Raw genomic sequence first — 18,363 nt, 5'->3', positions numbered from 1 at the left:
GCGGAGAGCCGCTCGAAGGCCATGCGCAGGCCGGCGATCTCGATGGGGTCCCCCAGCGAGGTGCCCGTCCCGTGCGCTTCGATGTAGCCCACGGTCGCCGGGTCCACCCGGGCATCCTCGTAGGCGGCCACGAGCAGTTCGGCCTGGGACTTGGGGTTGGGGGCCGTCAGCGCCTGGGCACGGCCGCCGTGGTTGATGGCCGTGCCACGGATGACCGCGTGAATGGTGTCCCCGTCGGCCTCGGCGCGCGACAGCGGCTTGAGCAGGAGGGTGCCCAGGCCCTCGCCCCGGACGTAGCCGTTGGCCAAGGCGTCGAACGTCTTGCAGCGTCCGTCCTCGCTCAGCATGCCCGCGCGGCTGAACGCGAAGTACAGGTGCGGACTGAGCAGCAGGTTGACGCCGCCGACGAGCGCCAGCGTGCACTGGCCCGAGCGCAGCGCCTGGACCGCGTGGTGGATGGCGACCAGCGAGCTGGAGCAGGCGGTCTCCACCGGAAGGCTGGGGCCATGCAGATCGAGCAGGAAGGAGAGCCGGTTGGGCAGCACCGAGTGCGCCTTGCCCGTGGCGGTGTGCGCGTCCGCGGCGATGCCGGAGTCCCTCAGCAGATCGTGGTAGTCGGTCGTGCCGATCCCCACGAACACCCCGGTCTGGCTGCCCGCGAGGGAGGAAGGCCGGTAGCCGGCGTCCTCCAGTGTGTTCCACGCCAGTTGGAGGAACAGGCGGTGCTGGGGGTCCATCAGCGCCGCCTCGCGGGGCGTGATGCGGAAGAAGGCCGCGTCGAAGTGCTCCACCCCGTCGACGAAGCTGCCCCACCTGACATGGGTGCGGTTCGGCTCCGTCAGCGGGTCGCCTTCGAACGCGCGCCAGTCCCACCGCGTGGGAGGAATCTCCTCGATCAGATCCCGGCCCTGCTCGAGGTTCCGCCAGAAGGTGTCCAGGTCGGGGGATTGGGCGAAGAGGCCGCCCATGCCGATGATCGCGATGGGCTCCGGCGAGTCGTGCACGCCGCCCGAGGAGGCGATGCGCGCCGGGGGCAGCGGCGTGGGCTGCGCCGGTGCGGAGGCCACTTCCGCCGGGGCCGGGGTGGCCGCTGGCGGCTGCGCATCCGGAAACCGTGCGCCCAGGGCCTCGCGCTGCGTGGCGAGCAGATGTCCGACGAGCGCGCCCAGCCGGTCGTGCTCGAAGAGCATCGCGGCCGTGAGGTCCACGCCCAGTTGCTCACGCAGCCGGTTGGCGAGCTGGGTCATGGAGATGGAGTCGAAGCCGAAGTCGCGCAGGTCCGTGTCCGGATCCACGTCCGCCACGTCCATCTTGAGGATCGACGCCGCGGTCTCCACGACCCGGGCCTGCACCCGTTCGCGCAGGTGTCCGTCCTGGGCCACGGCGCGGAGTTCGGGCCTCGTCGTGGGCGGCGGCGCGGGCGCGGGCGGCGGCTCGGGCGGGCAGGGCGTCGCCACCGGGGTGAGCGTCTGGCAGAGGGCGCGCACGGAGGCCTGTTCCGCCAGCCGGCGTGCGCTCAGCGTGCGGCCCAGGCGCTCACCCAGCCGGGCGCTCAGCACCGCGAGCGTGGTGGGATCGAAGCCGTGATCCTCGAGGCTCGCATCCGGATCCACGTCCGCCCGGTCCACGCGGAGCACCTCCGCGATCGTCGAGAGGACCGCGTCCATGTCAGCGGGGACGGACACGGAGCCGGAGGGCGGCGGAGCTGGAGCGGCCTCGGAGGCCTGGATCACCGCGAAGGCCTTGTCGATCGCCGCGAGGTCGCCTTCCACGACGGCCATCACGGGCTCGGTGGCGTTCAACGCCCGCACGAAGAAGTCCAGCCCCGCCTGCGTGCTCAGCGGCTTCATGCCGAGCGTCCGCAGCAGGTGCTGTTCGACGTGCGCGTCCACGCGCATCCCACCCTCGCGCCACAGCGGCCAGGCAATGGAGAGCGAGCGTCCGTGGCGCTGGCCCTGGACGACCTGGGCCGCGCGCCTTCGCGCCAACTGATCGAGGCAGCGGTTGGCGAACGCGTAGTCGCACTGCCCCACGTTGCCGATGACGCCCGCCAGCGAGGAGAACAGGACGAAGAAGTCGAGCGGCAACCGCCGCGTGGCGCGATCGAGGTGGATGGCGCCATCGACCTTGGGACGGAGGACCTCCGTCACGTCCTCCGGGCGCTTCTGCGCGACCATGCCATCGCGCAACACGCCGGCGGAGTGGATGACGCCGTGGAGCGCGCCGAAGCGGCGCACGGCTTCGTTCACGAGCGCTTCCACGTCGTCCCCGCGGGCCACGTCCGCCCGCACGTACACGGCCTCGGCGCCCTGGGCCGCGAGCGCCTGGAGTTGTTCGCGCACGGCCGCGTCCTCCGGCGCGCGTCCGGCCAGCACCAGCCGCGCCTGGAATCGCTGGGCCAGGAACCGCGCGAAGAGCAGGCCCAGCCCGCCGCGGCCACCGGTGATGAGGTAGACGCCGCGGTGTCTCAGCAGGGGCGTGGCGTCTGGCTCGGGCAGCGAGAGCCGTCGCAGGCGGAGGCGGGCGCGGCCTGTCGCGTCCAGGCGGATCTGATCATCCGGAGCGTCGGACCAGGAGAGCTCCTGGAGCAACAGCTCCGCGGCCGGGCGCGCGACTCCATCCCCGAGCCGCACCGCGCGGTAGCGCAGGGCGCCGTGCTCGCGGTTGATCGTCTTGCAGAACCCCGACAGCGCGGCATGCGGTGAAGAGGTCTCGTCGCCGGCCTCCACGCACAGCAACTGGAGCGGGGGCACGGGCCGGGCCTGGAGCCACGCCTGGGTGAAGCTGATCAGCGAGTGGAGCCCCAGCTCCAGCACCTGCTCCAGGGACGGCTGCTCCGCGCCAGGGACGTGCTGCCCCGTCCAGGCATGGATCGCGGCCGAGGGGACGCGGCCCTCCTGTCGCAGGGCCTGAAGCAGCCGTGCGGCGTCCTCGGTGCGCGCGGGCGCGATCTCGTAGACGTCGTCGCCGAGCGAGCGGAAGCCCGTCCCCGGCCGCACGAGGATCACGGGCCGTTGGGTCCCGCCGCGAAGCGCATCGCGCAGGAGGGTGTCCCGGTCGAAGAGCAGCAGGGCCCCGGTCGACTCGGTGGACGTGCGTTCCAGCGGTTCGGGGACCCAGGCCTCGCCCAGGACGCGGGTGGTCTCGCGCGCCGGTCCGCGAACCTCCCGGATCGCGAAGTCCTCCAGCCGCACGAGCAACGCCCCTGCCGCGTCGAGCAGACGGAGGTCGAAGGTCTCCACGTCCTTGCGCCGCGCCTTGCGGGCGACGTGGACGAAGCACTCCGGCGGAAGGGGACGGTGCAGGTGCACCGCCGCCAGGGAGAACGGAAGCCAGGTCCGCTCGGAGGACGCGGCGCCGCCCTCGGGCTCCCGCGCGAGGAGCCCGATGACGGCTTGCAGGGCGCCGTCCAGCAGGCCGGGGGGGAGGGTGACGTCCGCCGGCGCGGGGTGCGACCCGGGCAGGCGCAACGCGGCGAGCGCCTCGTCCCGTCCCACGTGGAGCGCGCGGATGGGGCGCAGGGATTCGCCGTACTCCAGCCCCCGCGCGGCGAGGAGGCGGTAGGCGTCCTCCGCGGACAGCAGGTGCGGGCACCGCGCCTGGAGGTCACCGGGGGCCTGGAGCGGCTCCACCTGGCGCGGTTGCTCTCCCTGCGACAACCGGCCCTGGGCATGCAGCAGCCCGTTCGCTCCAACGAGGCGGAAGCCCAGGTGCTCGCCCTCGACCTGGAGTTCGAGGGACACGTCGAGGGTCGCGCTGTCTTGCGACGGCACCCCGGGGCTCGCCCAGGTGATGTCGCGGAGGGCGTGGACGGTCGCGGCTCCCGCCAGCCGCGCCGCGGCGAGGGCCATCTCCAGGCACACCACTCCCGGGAGCACCGGCTGGCCGCGGACGCGGTGGTCGGCGATCAGGGGCTCCGTCGCGGAGAACGCGGTGGTGAAGCGCACGCACGAGAACGTGGAGGTGTTGCGTCCCAGCACCGGGTGCAGCCGCGGAGCGGCGCCAGCGGAGGGGCTCCCATGCTCCGCCTCCGTCCGGGGCAGCCAGTACGAGCGCCGGGCGAAGGGGTAGGTGGGCAGCGGGTGACGCCGGGGGGGACCCTCGGGATACAGCGTGGACCAGTCCACGTCCTGCCCCTCCACCCAACGCGCCGCGAGCTCGCGCAGCGCCGGGGCCTCCGTCCCGCGCGCGGACAGGGCGCGGGTGGCCTGTCCGGCGCGGCCCGTTCCCTGGAAGCTGTCCTCCGGAAGGGACGCGCCCTCCAGGTAGCGCCGCAGCTGCCCGCGCAACGCCTCCAGGCTCGAAGCGACGAACGCCAGCCGCGCCGCCATGGGCTCGCCGCGGATCTGCGACGAGTAGGCGATCTGACTCAGGCTGGCCCGGGGCGCCGTGCCTCCGGAGGCGGCCTGCCGTTCGACGAAGCGCAGGAGCCGCTCGGCGTAGGGGCGGAGCCGGTCTTCCTTGTGCGCGGACAGGACGACCAGGCAGGGCCGTTCAGTCGCCGGGAGCGCGGCCCGGGGCGCCACGTACTCCTCGAGGATGACGTGGGCATTGGCACCGCCCGCGCCAAAGGAGCTCAGCCCCGCGCGTCTGGGGGCGGGCTGTCCCGCGCGGGTCGTGGGCTCCGGCCAGTCGCGCAGCTCCTGTTGGACGCGGAAGGGCGTGGCCGCGAAGTCGATGAAGGGGTTGAGCCGCCGCGCGTGCAGGGACGGGACGAGCTTGCGATGGCGCAGCTGGAGCAGCACCTTGGTGATGCCGGCGACGCCCGCGGCGGCCTCCAGGTGACCGACGTTCGACTTCACGGACCCGATGGCGCAGCTCCACCCCGGCGCGGTCCTGCCCCGGAAGGCCTTGCCCAGGCCGGAGATCTCGATGGGGTCTCCCAGGCTCGTGCCCGTGCCGTGCGCTTCGATGTAGCCGATCGTGTCGGGCTCGACGCCCGAGCGCTCCAGCGCCTCGGAGATGAGCGTGGCGTGGACGTCGGGATCCGGGACGGTGTAGCCGTTGGCGCGGCCGCCGTGGTTGAGCGCGGTCGTGCGGATGACGCCGTGGATGAAGTCCCCGTCGGCCTCCGCGCGCGACAGGGGCTTGAGCAGGACCGCGCCCACGCCTTCGCCCGGGACGTAGCCGCTGCCCCCTTCGCCGAACGCGCGGCACCGGCCGTCACCGGAGAGCATGCGGTGCTCGCTCAGGAACACGTACTTGCTCGGGTGCAGCATGAGGTTGACGCCGCCGACCAGCGCCTGTTCGCACTCGCCGCGCAGCAGGCTCTCGCGGGCCAGGTGCAGCGCGGTCAGCGACGACGAGCACATCGTGTCCAGGGCCAGGCTGGGGCCGCGGAAGTCGAAGAAGTAGGAGACGCGGTTCGCGATGGACGCGGCGAACGAGGAGGGCGCGACGGGGTGCCCCTGGAGGGTCTCCTCCAGGCCCAGCAGCGCGTACTGCCCCCACATCACGCCGACGAACACGCCCACGCGCCGGCCCCGGAGGGCCCGGCCCGGCTGGCCCGCGTCCTCTATCGCCTGCCAGGCCGTCTCCAGGAACAGCCGCTCCTGGGGGTCCATGAGCTCGACCTCGCGCGGCGACAGGTTGAACAGGCGCGCGTCGAACTGATCAATGTCCTGGAGGAATCCGCCCCACTTGCCCTGGGTGGTTCCCGGGCGGCTGCCGGTGGGATCGAACCAGCGGTCGTGATTCCAGCGCTCCTTGGGAACTTCGGTGATGCAGTCCTGCCCGGCCTGGAGGTTCTCCCAGAACGCGTCCAGGTCCCCTGCCCGCGGATAGCGCCCCGCGATCCCGATGATGGCGATGGGTTCGTCCAGGCGCGGGAGCGGCGAAGGCGCCGCGGGCGCGGGGACGTCCTGCCGCGTGGGCGCGGGCACTCCCGCGCTTCGTGGAGGGGCCTGCCGGAGGACGAGCCCCGCCACGCCCTGGGCATGGTTGCGTTCGAGGTAGGCCGCCAGCTCGCGCAGGGTGCTGTGCTCGAAGAGCAGCGTCGGGTAGAGCTTGCACTCGAGGTCCTGCTCCAGCCGCCGCACGACCCGCAGCAGGTGGGTCGAATCCAGCCCCTGGGAGTAGAAGTTCTCCGCGTCGTCGAGCGTCTCGGGCGCCACCGACAATTCGGAGGCGAGCAGGCCGCGCAGGGAGTCCAGGACGGAAGAGGGGCTCGCCCCTGTCGTGGGGGCCGCCGGCGCGGCTTGAGGCTCCGGGGCCCGCGCAGCGCCTTCGGTTCGTCGCAGGCGGGAGATGAGGGCTTCGGAGCGGATGCGCTTGGTGGACAGCTTGCGGAGGGACGCGAGCCGGTGCCCGTCCGGCGAGTAGAAGTCGATGACGCTGTGGAAGAGGTCGTCGGCCACCAGTCCGGTGCTGGACTCGCGCACGTGGACGAACACGCGTTCGCCCAGGGCGCGCACGGCGCGGAACGACTCGATGTGGATGGGGATGAACGGCTGGAGGGCCAGCTCCGGCCGCTGTTGCATGAAGAGGAACGGCAGGAGCGTGGAGCTGTCCAGGAGGACGGGGTGGATGAGGAAGTCCTCCAGGTGCTCACGGGCGGGCGGGCTCAACTGGAGCGCCGCCAGCACGCCGCCGTCGTGGAAGTAGAGCCGTCCCTGGCCCTTCATGAACTCCAGGTGCTCGATGGCAGCGCCGCGCGCGTACACGTAGGCGTCGTCCACGTCCGCGGTGCGCGTGGCCTGCTTCATCAAGGCCTCCACGTCGAGCCGGCCCTCGAAGGGCTCTTGGGTGACGTGGACCTCGCAGCGGAAGTTCTCGACGGCGCCCGCCGCGCTCCCGCCGCCAGCGGGGAGGGGGCTGCTCTCCGCGACCACCCGCCAGTGCCGGGCGTCCGCGTCCTGGGGCTCGAAGCGCAGGCGCACGCGCCGGTCGAACTGCTCCGTGGTGGCGATGGGTTCGCTGAACAGGACGTTGCGAAGCTCGACCGCCGGGATGTCGAAGCCGCGGGCCTTCAGGGCTCGGAGCACCAGGTCCAGGAAGACGACTCCCGGCAGGATGCGGACTCCGTGGACCCGGTGATCCCGGACCAGCGGATCTTCATGGCTGATCGTGGTGCTGCACTCGAACGCGTGTCGCAAGTGGGGCACGGTGTTTTATCCTGGAGACCGTGCAACATAACTCAGCGTGTTGTTTTGTTGGGGCGAAATATTTTAATATGCGTGGACGGGGCGCGATGGGGATTTCAAGAAATGCTTGAGCCGGGAGAAACATTCGGCGGGAGATGGGATGCATTTGTCACAATAACTGACTGCTGCGCTTGTTTGCCTGAGAGCCGACGCCGTGAGGTTTCACGGGGCACCGGGCCTTGAGCGCGAACCCTTCGGGTCCGGCTTGAAATATGGGGGGGGAAGTAGCGGGAGAAGTTCCTGGCGGGGGCCGAGGCGAATCTCAAGAATCGTGGGCCCGGCTGCGAGCCCAGGAGGGGCGCGCCTCAAAGGCCCGATGCCTGCGGCGGATGTGCCAGGTGGGGCTGCTAGCGCCAGGCCGTGCCCGCCGGTTGCTCGGGGCACGCCACCTCGACGGCACGATGACCACCGACAATCCCGACGTTATGGCGCAACTGCTCTGAGAGGTACCTTTGCCACCGTGGAGCAACGATGGCAGGTCCGCGCCCGCCGAGCACGGCCGACGTCCGCCTCCAAGCGCTCCGGCACGTCGTTGGCCGGACGGTTACGTCCACGCGCTGTCAGAAGGCGATGAGATGAGTTCGCAGGCCATGCCCCTTGGTTTGAGAATGCTCCAATCCGGCCATCAGCAGTGCAGTCCGGACTCTTGTTGAGTGCAGTTACCTGTCGTCACGATGCCCAACAGCCGGAAGGGTTAGTTGAGCGCTCTCGGCTTTGGCTTCGTGCTCAACGGGAGTGAGGCCGTTGAGCGGAGCGAGACGCGAAATGATGGTTTCCTTGCTTTCCTCTGGGGTCCGAGCAGGAGTCTTGTTGATGACTTCGTCTATTCTTTTTTTGAATACAGAACTCAGGTGGGTGCTTGTGTCTAATGGGTAGCCCACGGCTCGCGTGAAGTAGGCGGCAATTTTCATTGCAAGGTGAAGGAGTGTCTTGTCGCTAATCGTGTTGAGGATTTTCTCGTTTCCAGACAAGACGTACAGTGAGACGCATCGTAGTGCCTGTGGGCATTGAAAGGCATAGTGAGGCGCCTCAAGCATTGTCCGGAGTAGTTCAAGGAACCGGTCCCACTCAGGCAAACCGAGAGGTGCCTGGGTTTTTGAGCCCTTGGCCTGTGCCAGTTCGGACCGCATACGGTTGTAGAAGTCGTATTGTTCGCGGCCGCCCCAGATAATCATCCTCGCTGCTTCATCCAAGTCGGTCCGTTCCGTAGGTTTAATGTGTCGCCGGAATATCGTGCCTACCAGCGTGGCGAATGGAACGGCAAAAGAAGAAGCTCCCTCTAGAGCGAGGGCAAGATGATCAGTGCGTCTTGGATCAATTTCTCCACGGATGTCACGAGCCTTGCCTAAAGTCATGCGCAGGAGCATTGCGTGATCAGTTGTTGCCCAGGCATCCGAGAACACCCAGCGAAGATATTCGCGAAGCTGCGGGAATTTTTCGGCAGTCTTGTCTCGAAGTTCCTCGATCAACTCCGTTGACTCGGGAAAGTTATTGGACCCGGATGGGTAGACGATTGCCTTGTCGTAATCGGAAAATTCGTCTTCCTCTAAGAGGAGTATTCGTCGCTCATCTGCGAAGAGCTTGTGGTCGCGTTCAATTCGGCTGTTGGGCTCACGTTTTAAGAGTACAACACCGGTTGTTGCGCCGAATGCATCCATGAGCCCTGATGCCCATAGGACGCGATTGACCGGCGACTCCTTTTTTCGAGTTTTGCAATCTCCGATCACATAGCGCCACCGTAGTTCTGATGATGGGCGAATTCCAAGGACATCAATGTCCGTTACCGGAGCGGCATGCCGCGACACAGCCCCGTCTGGAACAACTGGAACTTCAAGCTGCGCCATCCAGCCTTGGGAGCGAAAATGTCGATACAATGCTTCTTTCTGTGCACGATCCTTGAGCACTATCGCCTCCTTAGTAAAAGACTGTCGATGGCAAAATTTGCTTCTTCGTCGGCCTGTATGATTTTGCAGGATGCGAGCGACTTGCGCGCAAGGAGTGGCTCGACGTATTGCTCGCCTTGGCGCATGGCCAGAATCAATTCCTCATCGGAGGCTGGTTGGTCATTGGGGCCTGAGAGCAGTTCTATTGCGATCTGTACTGTTCTGATGTTGTCGGGGTTTTGGATTAGTTCGAGCCTAGCTCTTCCGTCGCCTGTGATTACTAGTCTGCCAACTCCATGTTGGGCTACTGCTCGATACTGCTCCATGGCTTCGCTATTTGAGCCTAAGTAGCCGTCGCGGAGCAGGGCTTTTAATAATGAAACGGGGTATCTGATCGCGAAATTGCGAGCCAGAAATTGGCCCTGCCTTACGGCTGCGGCAAGCGCCAATGCGTTGTTGAATAGTTGAGTTTCATGTGGGACGAGTCGGGTGTGGCCAGGGCGAGGGCCGAAGATGAAATGATTTTCTCCCGAATGTTCTGTTCGGACCGATGGTGGAGGAATGAATCCCTCTCCGGCGAGTGCTCTGATGAGAGCAATGTCTTTGTCGTCGAGCGACGTTCCGCCCAGATCCTTGCGTTCCGCTATGATCTTAAGGGGGTAGCCTTGGTTTTTTTTGACTAGATTAAGAATCTTTCCGAGCCGGGTCGAGCCTGCTTGTGCCGTCAGGTCGGCAAGCGCCTGTGGGTCTTCCGCGAAATAGGCAGGAGAAATGAATACGTCCTGGCCGCGTGCTCTCTTGGGGATGACAAACCCGGCATCTTGGCCGATTTGGAGTATGCGATTGGTGGCTCTTTTCTCGGCGCCAAAGCCTGCAATCTCCTCCCGAGTGATTGGGCCTCGGCCGAGGCTTTGCATTAATTTCAGGGTGAGTTGCTCGTGCTCGTTTAAATTCTGACTAGAGGTGCTCGCCTCTCCGAGGTCTTTGTAGAGGTCTTGAAAAAATGGAATATCCGGAAGGATTGTCTTGATGGTTGAGCCTTCCATGATTAGGTCAACCATTTCTGCTTCGTGAAGTAGCTCTATCGCTGGGCGAACCTCCCCAGGTTGAAGTCCGAGGCGATGTACTGAGACCTCACGAAGTAAGCCATAACTTACCGGTGGTATACCTCGTAGGTTTACGGCGAGTCTGACTGCTGCACCAAGGATGGTGAGCAGTTCAAACTCCGATGCTCGAGACGTACCTGATGCAACCAGGATGTCGTGAGAACGGACTGCAACCTCGTCCTGTTCCATGGTTCTACCCCCGCCTAGCCTTAAACCGGCTCACGGAAGCTTACTTTGCGCGCCGCTGAAATGCATAGGTCCAAGCATTCCATGGTGCACTTGGGCTTAAGGACGCGCATGCAAATGTGGTTCTGGGTCTTTGGGTACCCGGGTTGAATTGTTCATTGGGCGTTCGTTAAACGTCTTCCGTGTGTTTGTTTGGAGACAGGGGCACTGGTTTGACCTTGTCTAAACGGCGGATCGCACCGCCTCACGGATCGCACCGGACTCCACCAGCGCCGTGACCGCAGAGATGTCGTGATGCAGCTCGCGGTCCCGGTCCATGTGGGGAACCTTGCCGCGGATCAGCTCATACGCCGCCAGCACGCCCTTGCCGGGCTTCACCGGCTGACGGAAGTCCAGCGCCTGCGCCGCGACCAGCAGCTCAATGGCCAGACACGAACGCGCGAACTCCGACACCTGACGGCCCTTCAGCGCCGCCGTCATGCCCATGGACACGTGGTCCTCTCGGCCCGCGGAGGAGGGAATCGAGTCCACCGACGCCGGGTGGCTCAGGATGCGCGACTCGGCCACCAATGCCGCCGCGGTCACCTGCGCAATCATGAACCCGGAGTTCAACCCGCTGTTCTTCGCCAGGAACGCGGGCAGACCCGACAGGCTCGGGTTCACCATCTGCTCCACTCGCCGCTCGCTGATGCTCGACAGCTGCGTCAGCGCCATGGCCACCACATCCATCGCCAGCGAGATGGGCTGACCGTGGAAGTTGCCTCCGGAGATGATGCTCTCCGTGTCCGCGAACACCAGCGGGTTGTCCGTCCCGCTGTTCACCTCCACCTCCAGGATGCGCCGCGCGAACGCCAATCCCTCTCGCGCCGAGCCGTGCACCTGCGGGATGCACCGGAGGCTGTACGGGTCCTGCACCTTGCTGCAGTTGACGTGCGTCTCCACCAGCTCGCTGCCCTTGAGAATCCGGCGCAGGTGGTCCGCCACCGCCTTCTGACCCGCGTGCGGGCGCACCGCGTGGATCTCCGGCAGGAACGGCTTGTGGCTTCCCAGCAGGCCCTCCACCGTCATCGCTCCCGCGATGTCCGCCACGTCCGCCAGCAGCTCCGCTCGCAGCTGCGTCAGCGTCCCCACCGCGCACATCGCCTGCGTGCCGTTGATCAGCGTCAGGCCTTCCTTCGCCTCCAGCACCACCGGCTTCAGGCCCGCCTTCTCCAGCGCCTGCTTCGACGGCATCCGCACGCCCTCGAAGAACGCCTCGCCCTCGCCAATCAGCACCAGCGCCAGGTGCGCCAGCGGGGCCAGGTCTCCGGACGCGCCCACGCTTCCCCGCTCGGGGACCACCGGCACCACGTCCTTGTTCAACATGTCGATGGCCAGCCCCAGCGTCTCCATCCGGATGCCGCTGAAGCCCTTCGCCAACACGTTGCACCTCAGCAGCAGGAGCACCCGGGCCTCCGGCAGGGGCAGCGGATTCCCGACGCCACAGGCGTGCGACAGGATGAGGTTGCGCTGCAGGTCTCGCAGGTCCTTCCGGTCGATTCGCACCTCCGCCAGCGTGCCGAAGCCCGTGTTGATGCCGTAGGAGGGCGTGTCCCCGGCCGCCACCCGGTCCACCAACGCCCGGGAGGCCTGCACGCGCTTCGCGGCTTCGGGGGCGAGCTCGACCGTGACTTCGTGGCGGGAGACCTGGAGGATCTCCTCCAGCTTCAGGGTGTCACCATCGATGAGGAGGCGGGTGCGGGACATGTGCGGGCTACTCCGGGTATGCGGCTTGAAAGTCGTTGGGCCACGAACGCTAGCGGATTCGCGGCAGGCAGGTTGAGGGCCCTTTACACCCAGGCCCCGGCGCTCATATAGCCTGCGCCCGTCCGTGCAGGGAGGTCGCAAACCCCGTGGCCCTCATCGTCCAGAAGTACGGCGGTACCTCGGTGGGTGACACCGAGCGCATGAAGAACGTCGCGCGCCGCTGCATCGCCGCCCAGAAGGCTGGCCATGACGTCGTGGTGGTCGTCTCCGCCATGTCCGGTGAGACCAACCGCCTGCTCAAGCTCGTGTCGCAGATCACCGACCGGCCCGACGAGCGCGAACAGGACGTCGTCGTCGCCACCGGCGAACAGGTGTCCATCGGGCTCGTCGCCATGGCCATCCATGCGCAGGGCGGGGAAGCCGTGAGCTTCCTCGGCCACCAGGTGCGCATCGTCACCGACAGCACCTTCTCCAAGGCGCGCATCAAGAGCATCGACGCGGAGCCCATCCGCGCCGCGCTGAAGCAGGGGAAGATCGTCGTCGTCGCCGGCTTCCAGGGCGTGGACGAGACGGGCAGCGTCACCACGCTCGGCCGCGGTGGCTCCGACACGACGGGCGTCGCGCTGGCCGCGGCGCTCAAGGCCGACGCGTGTGAAATCTATACGGACGTCGACGGCGTCTACACCACCGACCCCAACGTGTGCCCGGCCGCGAAGAAGCTGGACCGCATCACCTACGAGGAGATGCTGGAGCTGGCCAGCCTGGGCGCCAAGGTGTTGCAGATCCGCTCGGTCGAATTCGCCATGAAGTACAAGGTGCCCCTGTGGGTGAAGTCTTCCTTCACCGAGGATCCGGGCACGCTCGTCTGTGAGGAGGACGCATCCATGGAGGACGTGCTGGTTCGAGGGGTCGCCTACGATCGGAACGAGGCGAAGATCACCGTGGTGGGCGTGCCGGATCAGCCGGGCGCCGCGGCGAAGCTCTTCGGGGCGCTCGACGCGAAGCACATCGTGGTGGATCTCATCGTGCAGAACCTGTCCCGCGACGGGCGCACCGACGTCACCTTCACCGTCGCCAAGTCGGACTTCGCCAAGGCCCACGAGGTCGTGAAGCAGGCCGCGCAGGACGTGGGCGCCACCGGCGTCGAGGTGGATGACACCATCGCCAAGGTGTCCATCGTCGGCGTGGGCATGCGCAACCACTCGGGCGTGGCGGCTCGGATGTTCCAGACGCTCTCCCAGGAGGGCATCAACATCCAGCTCATCTCCACGTCGGAGATCAAGACCTCCTGTGTGATCCACACGAAGTACACGGAGCTGGCGGTGCGCGCGCTGCACACGGCCTTCGGGCTGGACGCGCCGCCCCCCGTGACGGCCACGCCCACCGTGTCGGAAGTGGACGCGCTCCAGGGGCAGAAGGCCTGAAGCGGTTCGGGCGCACGTCCGCGCTCGCGGCGCTGTCCCTGGGGCTGCTCGCCCTGGGCTTCACCGCCCGGGCGCGGTGGCCGGATTCTCGGCCCTCGCTCGACTGCCCGCCGGAGGCCGTGCGGCTGGACCCGGCAGGGCTGGCCACGTGTGGTCCGGGGGCGGTGCCCAAGGGGGCGCAGGCGCTCGCGCTGGGGCTCAAGCTGGACCTCAACGCCGCCTCCGAGTCGGAGTTGGCCCTGTTGCCCGGTGTGGGGCGTGACCTGGCCAAACGGCTGGTGTCCGCCCGCGAGGAGCAGGGCCGGTTCTCGAGCTGGGAGGACGTGGACGCGGTGCCCGGTGTGGGCGCTGCCAAGTTGGAGACCCTCCGGGCAGCCACCGTGCTGGACGCGGCGCCGGCCGATGGGGGCGTGTGGTAAGCACGGCCGGTGCAGATCGCCTGCCCGCAATGCTCGATGCAGTACGTGCTGGATGCCCGACTCCTGCCGCCAAGCGGCGCGTCGGTGCAGTGCACGCGGTGTGGCCACGTGTTCATGGCTTCGCCCACCGGCGTCATGGCTCCCGCGCCGAAGATTCCTCCGGCGGGTGGGGGAGACCGGACGGGCGCGCAGTCGTCCACGCAGATCTTCGGCGGTGAGAGCGCTTCCAACCTGAAGTCCACGAACCTGTTCGCGGGTTCCACCACGGCCTCCGGGTCGTTCGTTCCACAGCCGACTCCGGCTTCGGGCGCGCTGACTTCGTCCGGCGTGATTCCTCCGCCTCCGTCCATCGCTCCGGTCGCGGCGCAGGCTCCCGTGGCGTCCGGCGCACAGGCTGCGGCGGTGATGGGTACGACGCGGGCCTTCGGGGCGGTGGGGCCCGGTGTGGGAACTCCTCCTCCCGCGGCGCCGCCGGAGCAGGGTGCGGCTCCTGGGTCGACGACGCGCGCGTTCGGCGCTGTCTCCGCGTCGTCCTCGGGTTCGTTCCGCCTCGCGGAGCCCGGCTCTTCATCGCGTGGGCCGGAGGGTGGGGGAGCGACGCGTGCGTTCGGCGCGGTGCCGGGTCCCGCGCCTTCGGGTGCCGCCGACGCGGCCATTGGAGCAACGCGTGCGTTCGGCGCGGTGTCGGGTCCCGCGCCTTCGGGTGCCGCCGATGCGAGCATTGGAGCGACCCGTGCGTTTGGCGCGGTGTCGGGCCCCGCGGATTCCGTTTCGGTGTCGGCCTCTCCGGTTTCCACCGCTCCCCGTTCCTTCGAGAGCATCTCGCCTTCGGGCGACCCCGCGGATCCACCGTGGTCGGCGGCTGGAGGCTCGCGCTCCAAGCTCGTTCCGGATGGCCACGGTGACGCGCCCTGGGCGACCTCTTCGCCGACCGCGACCGTCTCCCTGCCCGACGACGACGCGCCCTTCGCTCGCACCGAGCCCTCGAAGCCCGCGGTTTCGCCTTCCGGTGCGTCGGTGCTCGGGGGCGGACTGGACCGGCCCCTTCCTTCCCGGAAGCCCTCCGGCGACCTGCCCCCGGAGCTGCTCGGCGCGTCTTCCCGCGCCGACGCCATCGTCGTCGAGGACGGCAGCCGGCGTTCCTCCGGGATGAGCTGGGTGCTCCTCGGGCTCACGGTGCTCGCGGGCATCGCCCTGGCCGGGTACCTGGCGTATCCCGTCTTCCGCGACCGCAACTCGGCCATGCCCGTGGAGGCCGTGACGAAGAAGGAAGAGGCCGTGCGGGCCCTGCGCCTCGATGACGCTCCCGCGCGCGAACAGGCCATCCAGAACCTCAAGGTCCTGGCCACCGCCCACCCGAAATACGCCGAGGTCCAGGCCGAGCTGGCCGTGGCCTACACCCTCCAACTGGGCGACCTGCACGCAGAGCTCGACCGGCTGAACCTCCAGGCGGCCGCGATCAAGCGGGAGATCGATGCGGTCACCACCGCGAAGTCGTCGCCGAACTGGATGGGCCAGTCCAACGCGCTCCATGACGACCTGCGCGCGACCGAGCGCGACATGCAGCCGCTGCGCACCGACATCGCCGAGCGGCGCAAGGCGCTCGACGCGCTGATGGAGACCCTCCGGGCCGCTCCGGACGTGGAGCCCGCCGCCACCGTCGCCGCGCGCCTCAAGGCCCAGGCCCTCTACGCCGCGGTGACCGGTGCCCCCAACGCCCTGGGCCTCGCGGAACGCCTGCGTCAGGTGGAGCTCCCGCCGTCCTGGAGCATCCTCGCCCGCGCCGAATACGCCCTCAGCTCCGGCACACCCGCCACCATCGAGGCCGTGTCCGGGGAGCTGGAAGCCCTGCGCGCGCAGGACCGGTACCTCTTCCGAGCCTTCGTCCTGGGCGCCCGGCTGGCCATCCGCCAGGGCGACCCGGACACGGCCCGGAACCTGCTGGACGAAGTGGTGGCGCTCAACCCCAAGCACGACCTGGCCAGGCGCATGCTCGCTCAAACCGCGGCCGCCGAGCCCTCGCCCTGAAACGTTGACCGGATCACCTCCGCCTCACCCTGGAGAAACTCCAGTCCTTCCCGGGGGCTCGGTGGCTCCCTCGCCCTGAAGTCCCTCTGGACGCCCAGGCATGCACCTTGCTTCGTCCCTGGGTGTCGAGGACTCGGGGTTCGGAGGGTGGGTCGATGGCGGAGGTCTTCTTCTGGTGCGCGGCGCTTGCGCTCGTGCACACTTATTTTCTCTATCCCTTGAGCCTGTTCGCCCTGGAGGGCGCGGCCCAGGTCCTCCAGAACCTGCGCAAGATGCGCTCGGGTGAGGCGGCCAGCGCGGGCGTCAAGGCCGGGCCGTTGCCCTCGGTGAGTCTGGTGGTGGCCGCCTACAACGAGGCGGACTGCATCGAGTCCAAGCTGCGGAACAGCCTGGCGCTGGACTACCCGGCGGACCGCTTCGAGGTCGTCATCGGTTCGGACGGCTCCACGGATGGCACGGACGGCCTCGTGCAGAAGTGCGCGGATCCGCGCGTGCGCCTGTCGCCCGCGGCTCGCGCAGGCAAGACGACGGTGCTCAACCGCTGCATCCCGTCCGCGCACGGCGACATCGTGCTGCTGTCGGACGCGAACACGATGATCGACGCGGACGCGGTGCGGAAGATCGTCCGCCACTTCGAGGATCCGGAGGTCGGCGCCGTCTGCGGCAAGCTGCGCCTCTACAACCCCACGAAGCAGGACTACGAGGAGAGCGCGTACTGGAGCTACGAGTCCCTCATCAAGATGTACGAGGGCCGGCGCGGCGCGGTGGTGGGGGCCAACGGCGGCCTCTACGCCATCCGGCGCTCGCTCTTCACCCAGCTGCCGCCGTCCACCATCGTGGATGACTTCGTGATTCCGCTGCGCATCCTGGAGAGCGGCTTCAAGGTCGTCTACGAGGAGGGCGCCGTCGCTCACGAGGAGACGACGGAGGACTACGGCAAGGAGTTCGGCCGGCGCGCGCGCATCGCGGCGGGCAACTTCCAGAGCCTGGGCCTCGTGCCCGGGCTGCTGCTGCCCACGGCGGGCTTCGCCGCGTTCGCCTTCTGGTCGCACAAGCTCCTGCGCTGGTGCGCTCCGGCGCTGATGGCGCTGGCGCTCGTCGCCAACCTGTTCCTGCTCGACAGCGTGTTCTACCGCGTCACGCTGGGCGCGCAGCTGGGCTTCTACGCCCTGGCGTACCTGGGCCGCTCCGGCGTCTTCAAGAGCGGCGCCGCGAAGAAGGCCACGTCCATCGCGTACTACTTCGTGACCATGAACGCGGCCATCGCCGTGGGCTTCTGGCGCTTCCTGCGCAACTCGCAGCGCGCCGCGTGGGACCGCACGGCTCGCGTGCCGACCTCCACGTCGACCTGACCTTCAACCGCTTTGGCAGTCCAGGCCCGCTGGTTCCCCGCGGCGCTCCGGCTGGTTCCGGAAGCGCACGGAGGGAATCGGCGGGCCTTCCTTTTTCAGCGCGCCGCCACGGCCAGGGGCTTCGCCGGGCCGGAGGGCAGCACGCTGCCGAACGCGGCGAAGAGCTGACCGGTGAGCACGTGCGGCTGACCGGGGCCGGGGCTTCGCAGCATGTCGTTGAGCACCTCGCCCGTCTTCGGATCGCGGGCCATGTGGGGGCGCGCCAGGTTCATCTGGTAGCGGACCACGCCGCGCTTCACCCGGTGGATGACGGTGACCGTGCCGTCCGCGTCCACGCCGTCCACCAGGCCCACGTGGGTGAGGCCGTCGTTGCGCCGGCCGTCGCGGTTCTGATCGTACGTCTCGCGGAAGAACACCAGGTCACCCGGCACGGGGCGCCCGCTCGTGTACACGCGGCCGTTCGCCTGGGCGTAGCGGTACATCGCGGTGACGCCGTTGTCCCCGGGCTTGAGGGTGCCCCGGAACTTCACGCCCGCCTGGGAGTAGGTGGCGTCGATGAGCGCCGTGCAGTCCGCCGGGTAGCGCTTGCCGTTCACCTGCACCGACGACTGACCCACCAGCGCGCGCGCCGTGGCCAGCACGCGCTCGCGGGGATTGGCCGAGGGGGCAGGGCTGGCCGTCTGCTTCGCGGGCGTGACGCGCGCCTTCGCCGGGGCCTTCTTGGCCGGGGCCTTCGCCACCGCCGGGGCCTTGCTCGGAGCGGAGGTCTTCGCGGGGGCGCTGTCACGGACCGCCACCTCCTCGGACAGCGCGGCGCGCGGGAAGGCCGGCGGGGAGGCGGAGCGGTAGCGCACGGCATCCGACGCCACCCAGGCCCCCGTGGGAGAGCCCGTCGCACAGCCCGTCGTCATCGCCAGCATCGCCATCCATGCGCCCAGCTTCATGGCCACCTCGTCCTGTAGCGTCCTGGGACAGAGGCTCCCTCCGCTGGCGCGTGTAGGCAAGAAAACCACCCAGGCAACCGGGCGGAGCGGCTCGGGTTTTCGGCCGGGGGCGGGTGGGGTATTGCTGAAGGGG

At 68.2% G+C, this 18,363-nt stretch carries 9 protein-coding genes and 1 pseudogene; 5 read left to right on the top strand and 5 right to left on the bottom strand.

Going from position 1 to position 18,363, the window contains the following annotated elements; genetic code table 11:
* From D7Y15_RS35715 to hutH, 4 genes are all read right to left on the bottom strand, one after another.
* The coding region (locus D7Y15_RS35715; protein ID WP_148712955.1) for a type I polyketide synthase at window positions 1-7,103 on the bottom strand (7,103 nt) is incomplete at its 3' end.
* A gap of 698 nt (window positions 7,104-7,801) precedes the next feature.
* On the bottom strand, window positions 7,802-9,046 hold the full coding sequence (locus D7Y15_RS44425; RefSeq protein WP_148712954.1) for a hypothetical protein: 1,245 nt from the start codon (window positions 9,044-9,046) through the stop codon (window positions 7,802-7,804).
* Window positions 9,046-10,320, bottom strand: a complete 1,275-nt coding sequence (locus tag D7Y15_RS44420) for a hypothetical protein (protein WP_148712953.1) — start codon at window positions 10,318-10,320, stop codon at window positions 9,046-9,048. The genes D7Y15_RS44425 and D7Y15_RS44420 overlap by 1 nt, the downstream gene beginning before the upstream one ends.
* A gap of 219 nt (window positions 10,321-10,539) precedes the next feature.
* Window positions 10,540-12,063 carry a histidine ammonia-lyase gene (gene hutH, locus D7Y15_RS35705; RefSeq protein ID WP_121755374.1) on the bottom strand — a complete coding sequence of 508 codons (1,524 nt, stop codon included), beginning with the start codon at window positions 12,061-12,063 and terminating at the stop codon, window positions 10,540-10,542.
* A gap of 146 nt (window positions 12,064-12,209) precedes the next feature.
* Here hutH and D7Y15_RS35700 point away from each other — a divergent pair, with 146 nt between their 5' ends.
* The 5 genes and pseudogenes from D7Y15_RS35700 (at window position 12,210) to D7Y15_RS35685 (ending at window position 17,286) form a co-directional block, all read left to right on the top strand.
* Window positions 12,210-13,487: an aspartate kinase gene (locus D7Y15_RS35700; protein ID WP_121755373.1), complete on the top strand. Its 1,278-nt coding sequence runs from the start codon at window positions 12,210-12,212 to the stop codon at window positions 13,485-13,487.
* Window positions 13,488-13,606: 119 nt separating this feature from the next.
* On the top strand, window positions 13,607-13,906 hold the full coding sequence (locus tag D7Y15_RS35695) for a helix-hairpin-helix domain-containing protein (RefSeq protein ID WP_233605218.1): 300 nt from the start codon (window positions 13,607-13,609) through the stop codon (window positions 13,904-13,906).
* A 9-nt stretch (window positions 13,907-13,915) separates the two neighbouring features.
* Window positions 13,916-14,014 (top strand): annotated as a pseudogene (locus D7Y15_RS46815) (zinc-ribbon domain-containing protein); the annotation flags it as partial.
* Window positions 14,015-14,020: 6 nt separating this feature from the next.
* Window positions 14,021-15,934, top strand: a complete 1,914-nt coding sequence (locus D7Y15_RS35690) for a tetratricopeptide repeat protein (RefSeq protein ID WP_233605217.1) — start codon at window positions 14,021-14,023, stop codon at window positions 15,932-15,934.
* Between the two features lie 155 nt (window positions 15,935-16,089).
* Window positions 16,090-17,286 carry a glycosyltransferase family 2 protein gene (locus tag D7Y15_RS35685; RefSeq protein WP_121755370.1) on the top strand — a complete coding sequence of 399 codons (1,197 nt, stop codon included), beginning with the start codon at window positions 16,090-16,092 and terminating at the stop codon, window positions 17,284-17,286.
* A 95-nt stretch (window positions 17,287-17,381) separates the two neighbouring features.
* On the opposite strand, the gene D7Y15_RS35680 is transcribed toward D7Y15_RS35685, so the two are convergent.
* On the bottom strand, window positions 17,382-18,230 hold the full coding sequence (locus tag D7Y15_RS35680) for a CHAP domain-containing protein (RefSeq protein WP_121755369.1): 849 nt from the start codon (window positions 18,228-18,230) through the stop codon (window positions 17,382-17,384).
* Window positions 18,231-18,363: the final 133 nt, after the last annotated feature.

It is taken from the genome of Corallococcus sp. AB030, assembly GCF_003668965.1.
Classification (GTDB): domain Bacteria; phylum Myxococcota; class Myxococcia; order Myxococcales; family Myxococcaceae; genus Corallococcus; species Corallococcus exiguus.
Note: the sequence above shows the minus strand (reverse complement) of the source record. Positions and strands in the feature narration are given on the sequence as shown.

Coding starts and splice junctions, on each gene's coding strand:
- D7Y15_RS44420 (WP_148712953.1), bottom strand. CDS start 10,320: ATGGAACAGGACGAGGTTGCAGTCCGTTCTCACGACATCCTGGTTGCA.
- hutH (WP_121755374.1), bottom strand. CDS start 12,063: ATGTCCCGCACCCGCCTCCTCATCGATGGTGACACCCTGAAGCTGGAG.
- D7Y15_RS35690 (WP_233605217.1), top strand. CDS start 14,021: ATGGCTTCGCCCACCGGCGTCATGGCTCCCGCGCCGAAGATTCCTCCG.
- D7Y15_RS35685 (WP_121755370.1), top strand. CDS start 16,090: ATGGCGGAGGTCTTCTTCTGGTGCGCGGCGCTTGCGCTCGTGCACACT.
- D7Y15_RS35680 (WP_121755369.1), bottom strand. CDS start 18,230: ATGAAGCTGGGCGCATGGATGGCGATGCTGGCGATGACGACGGGCTGT.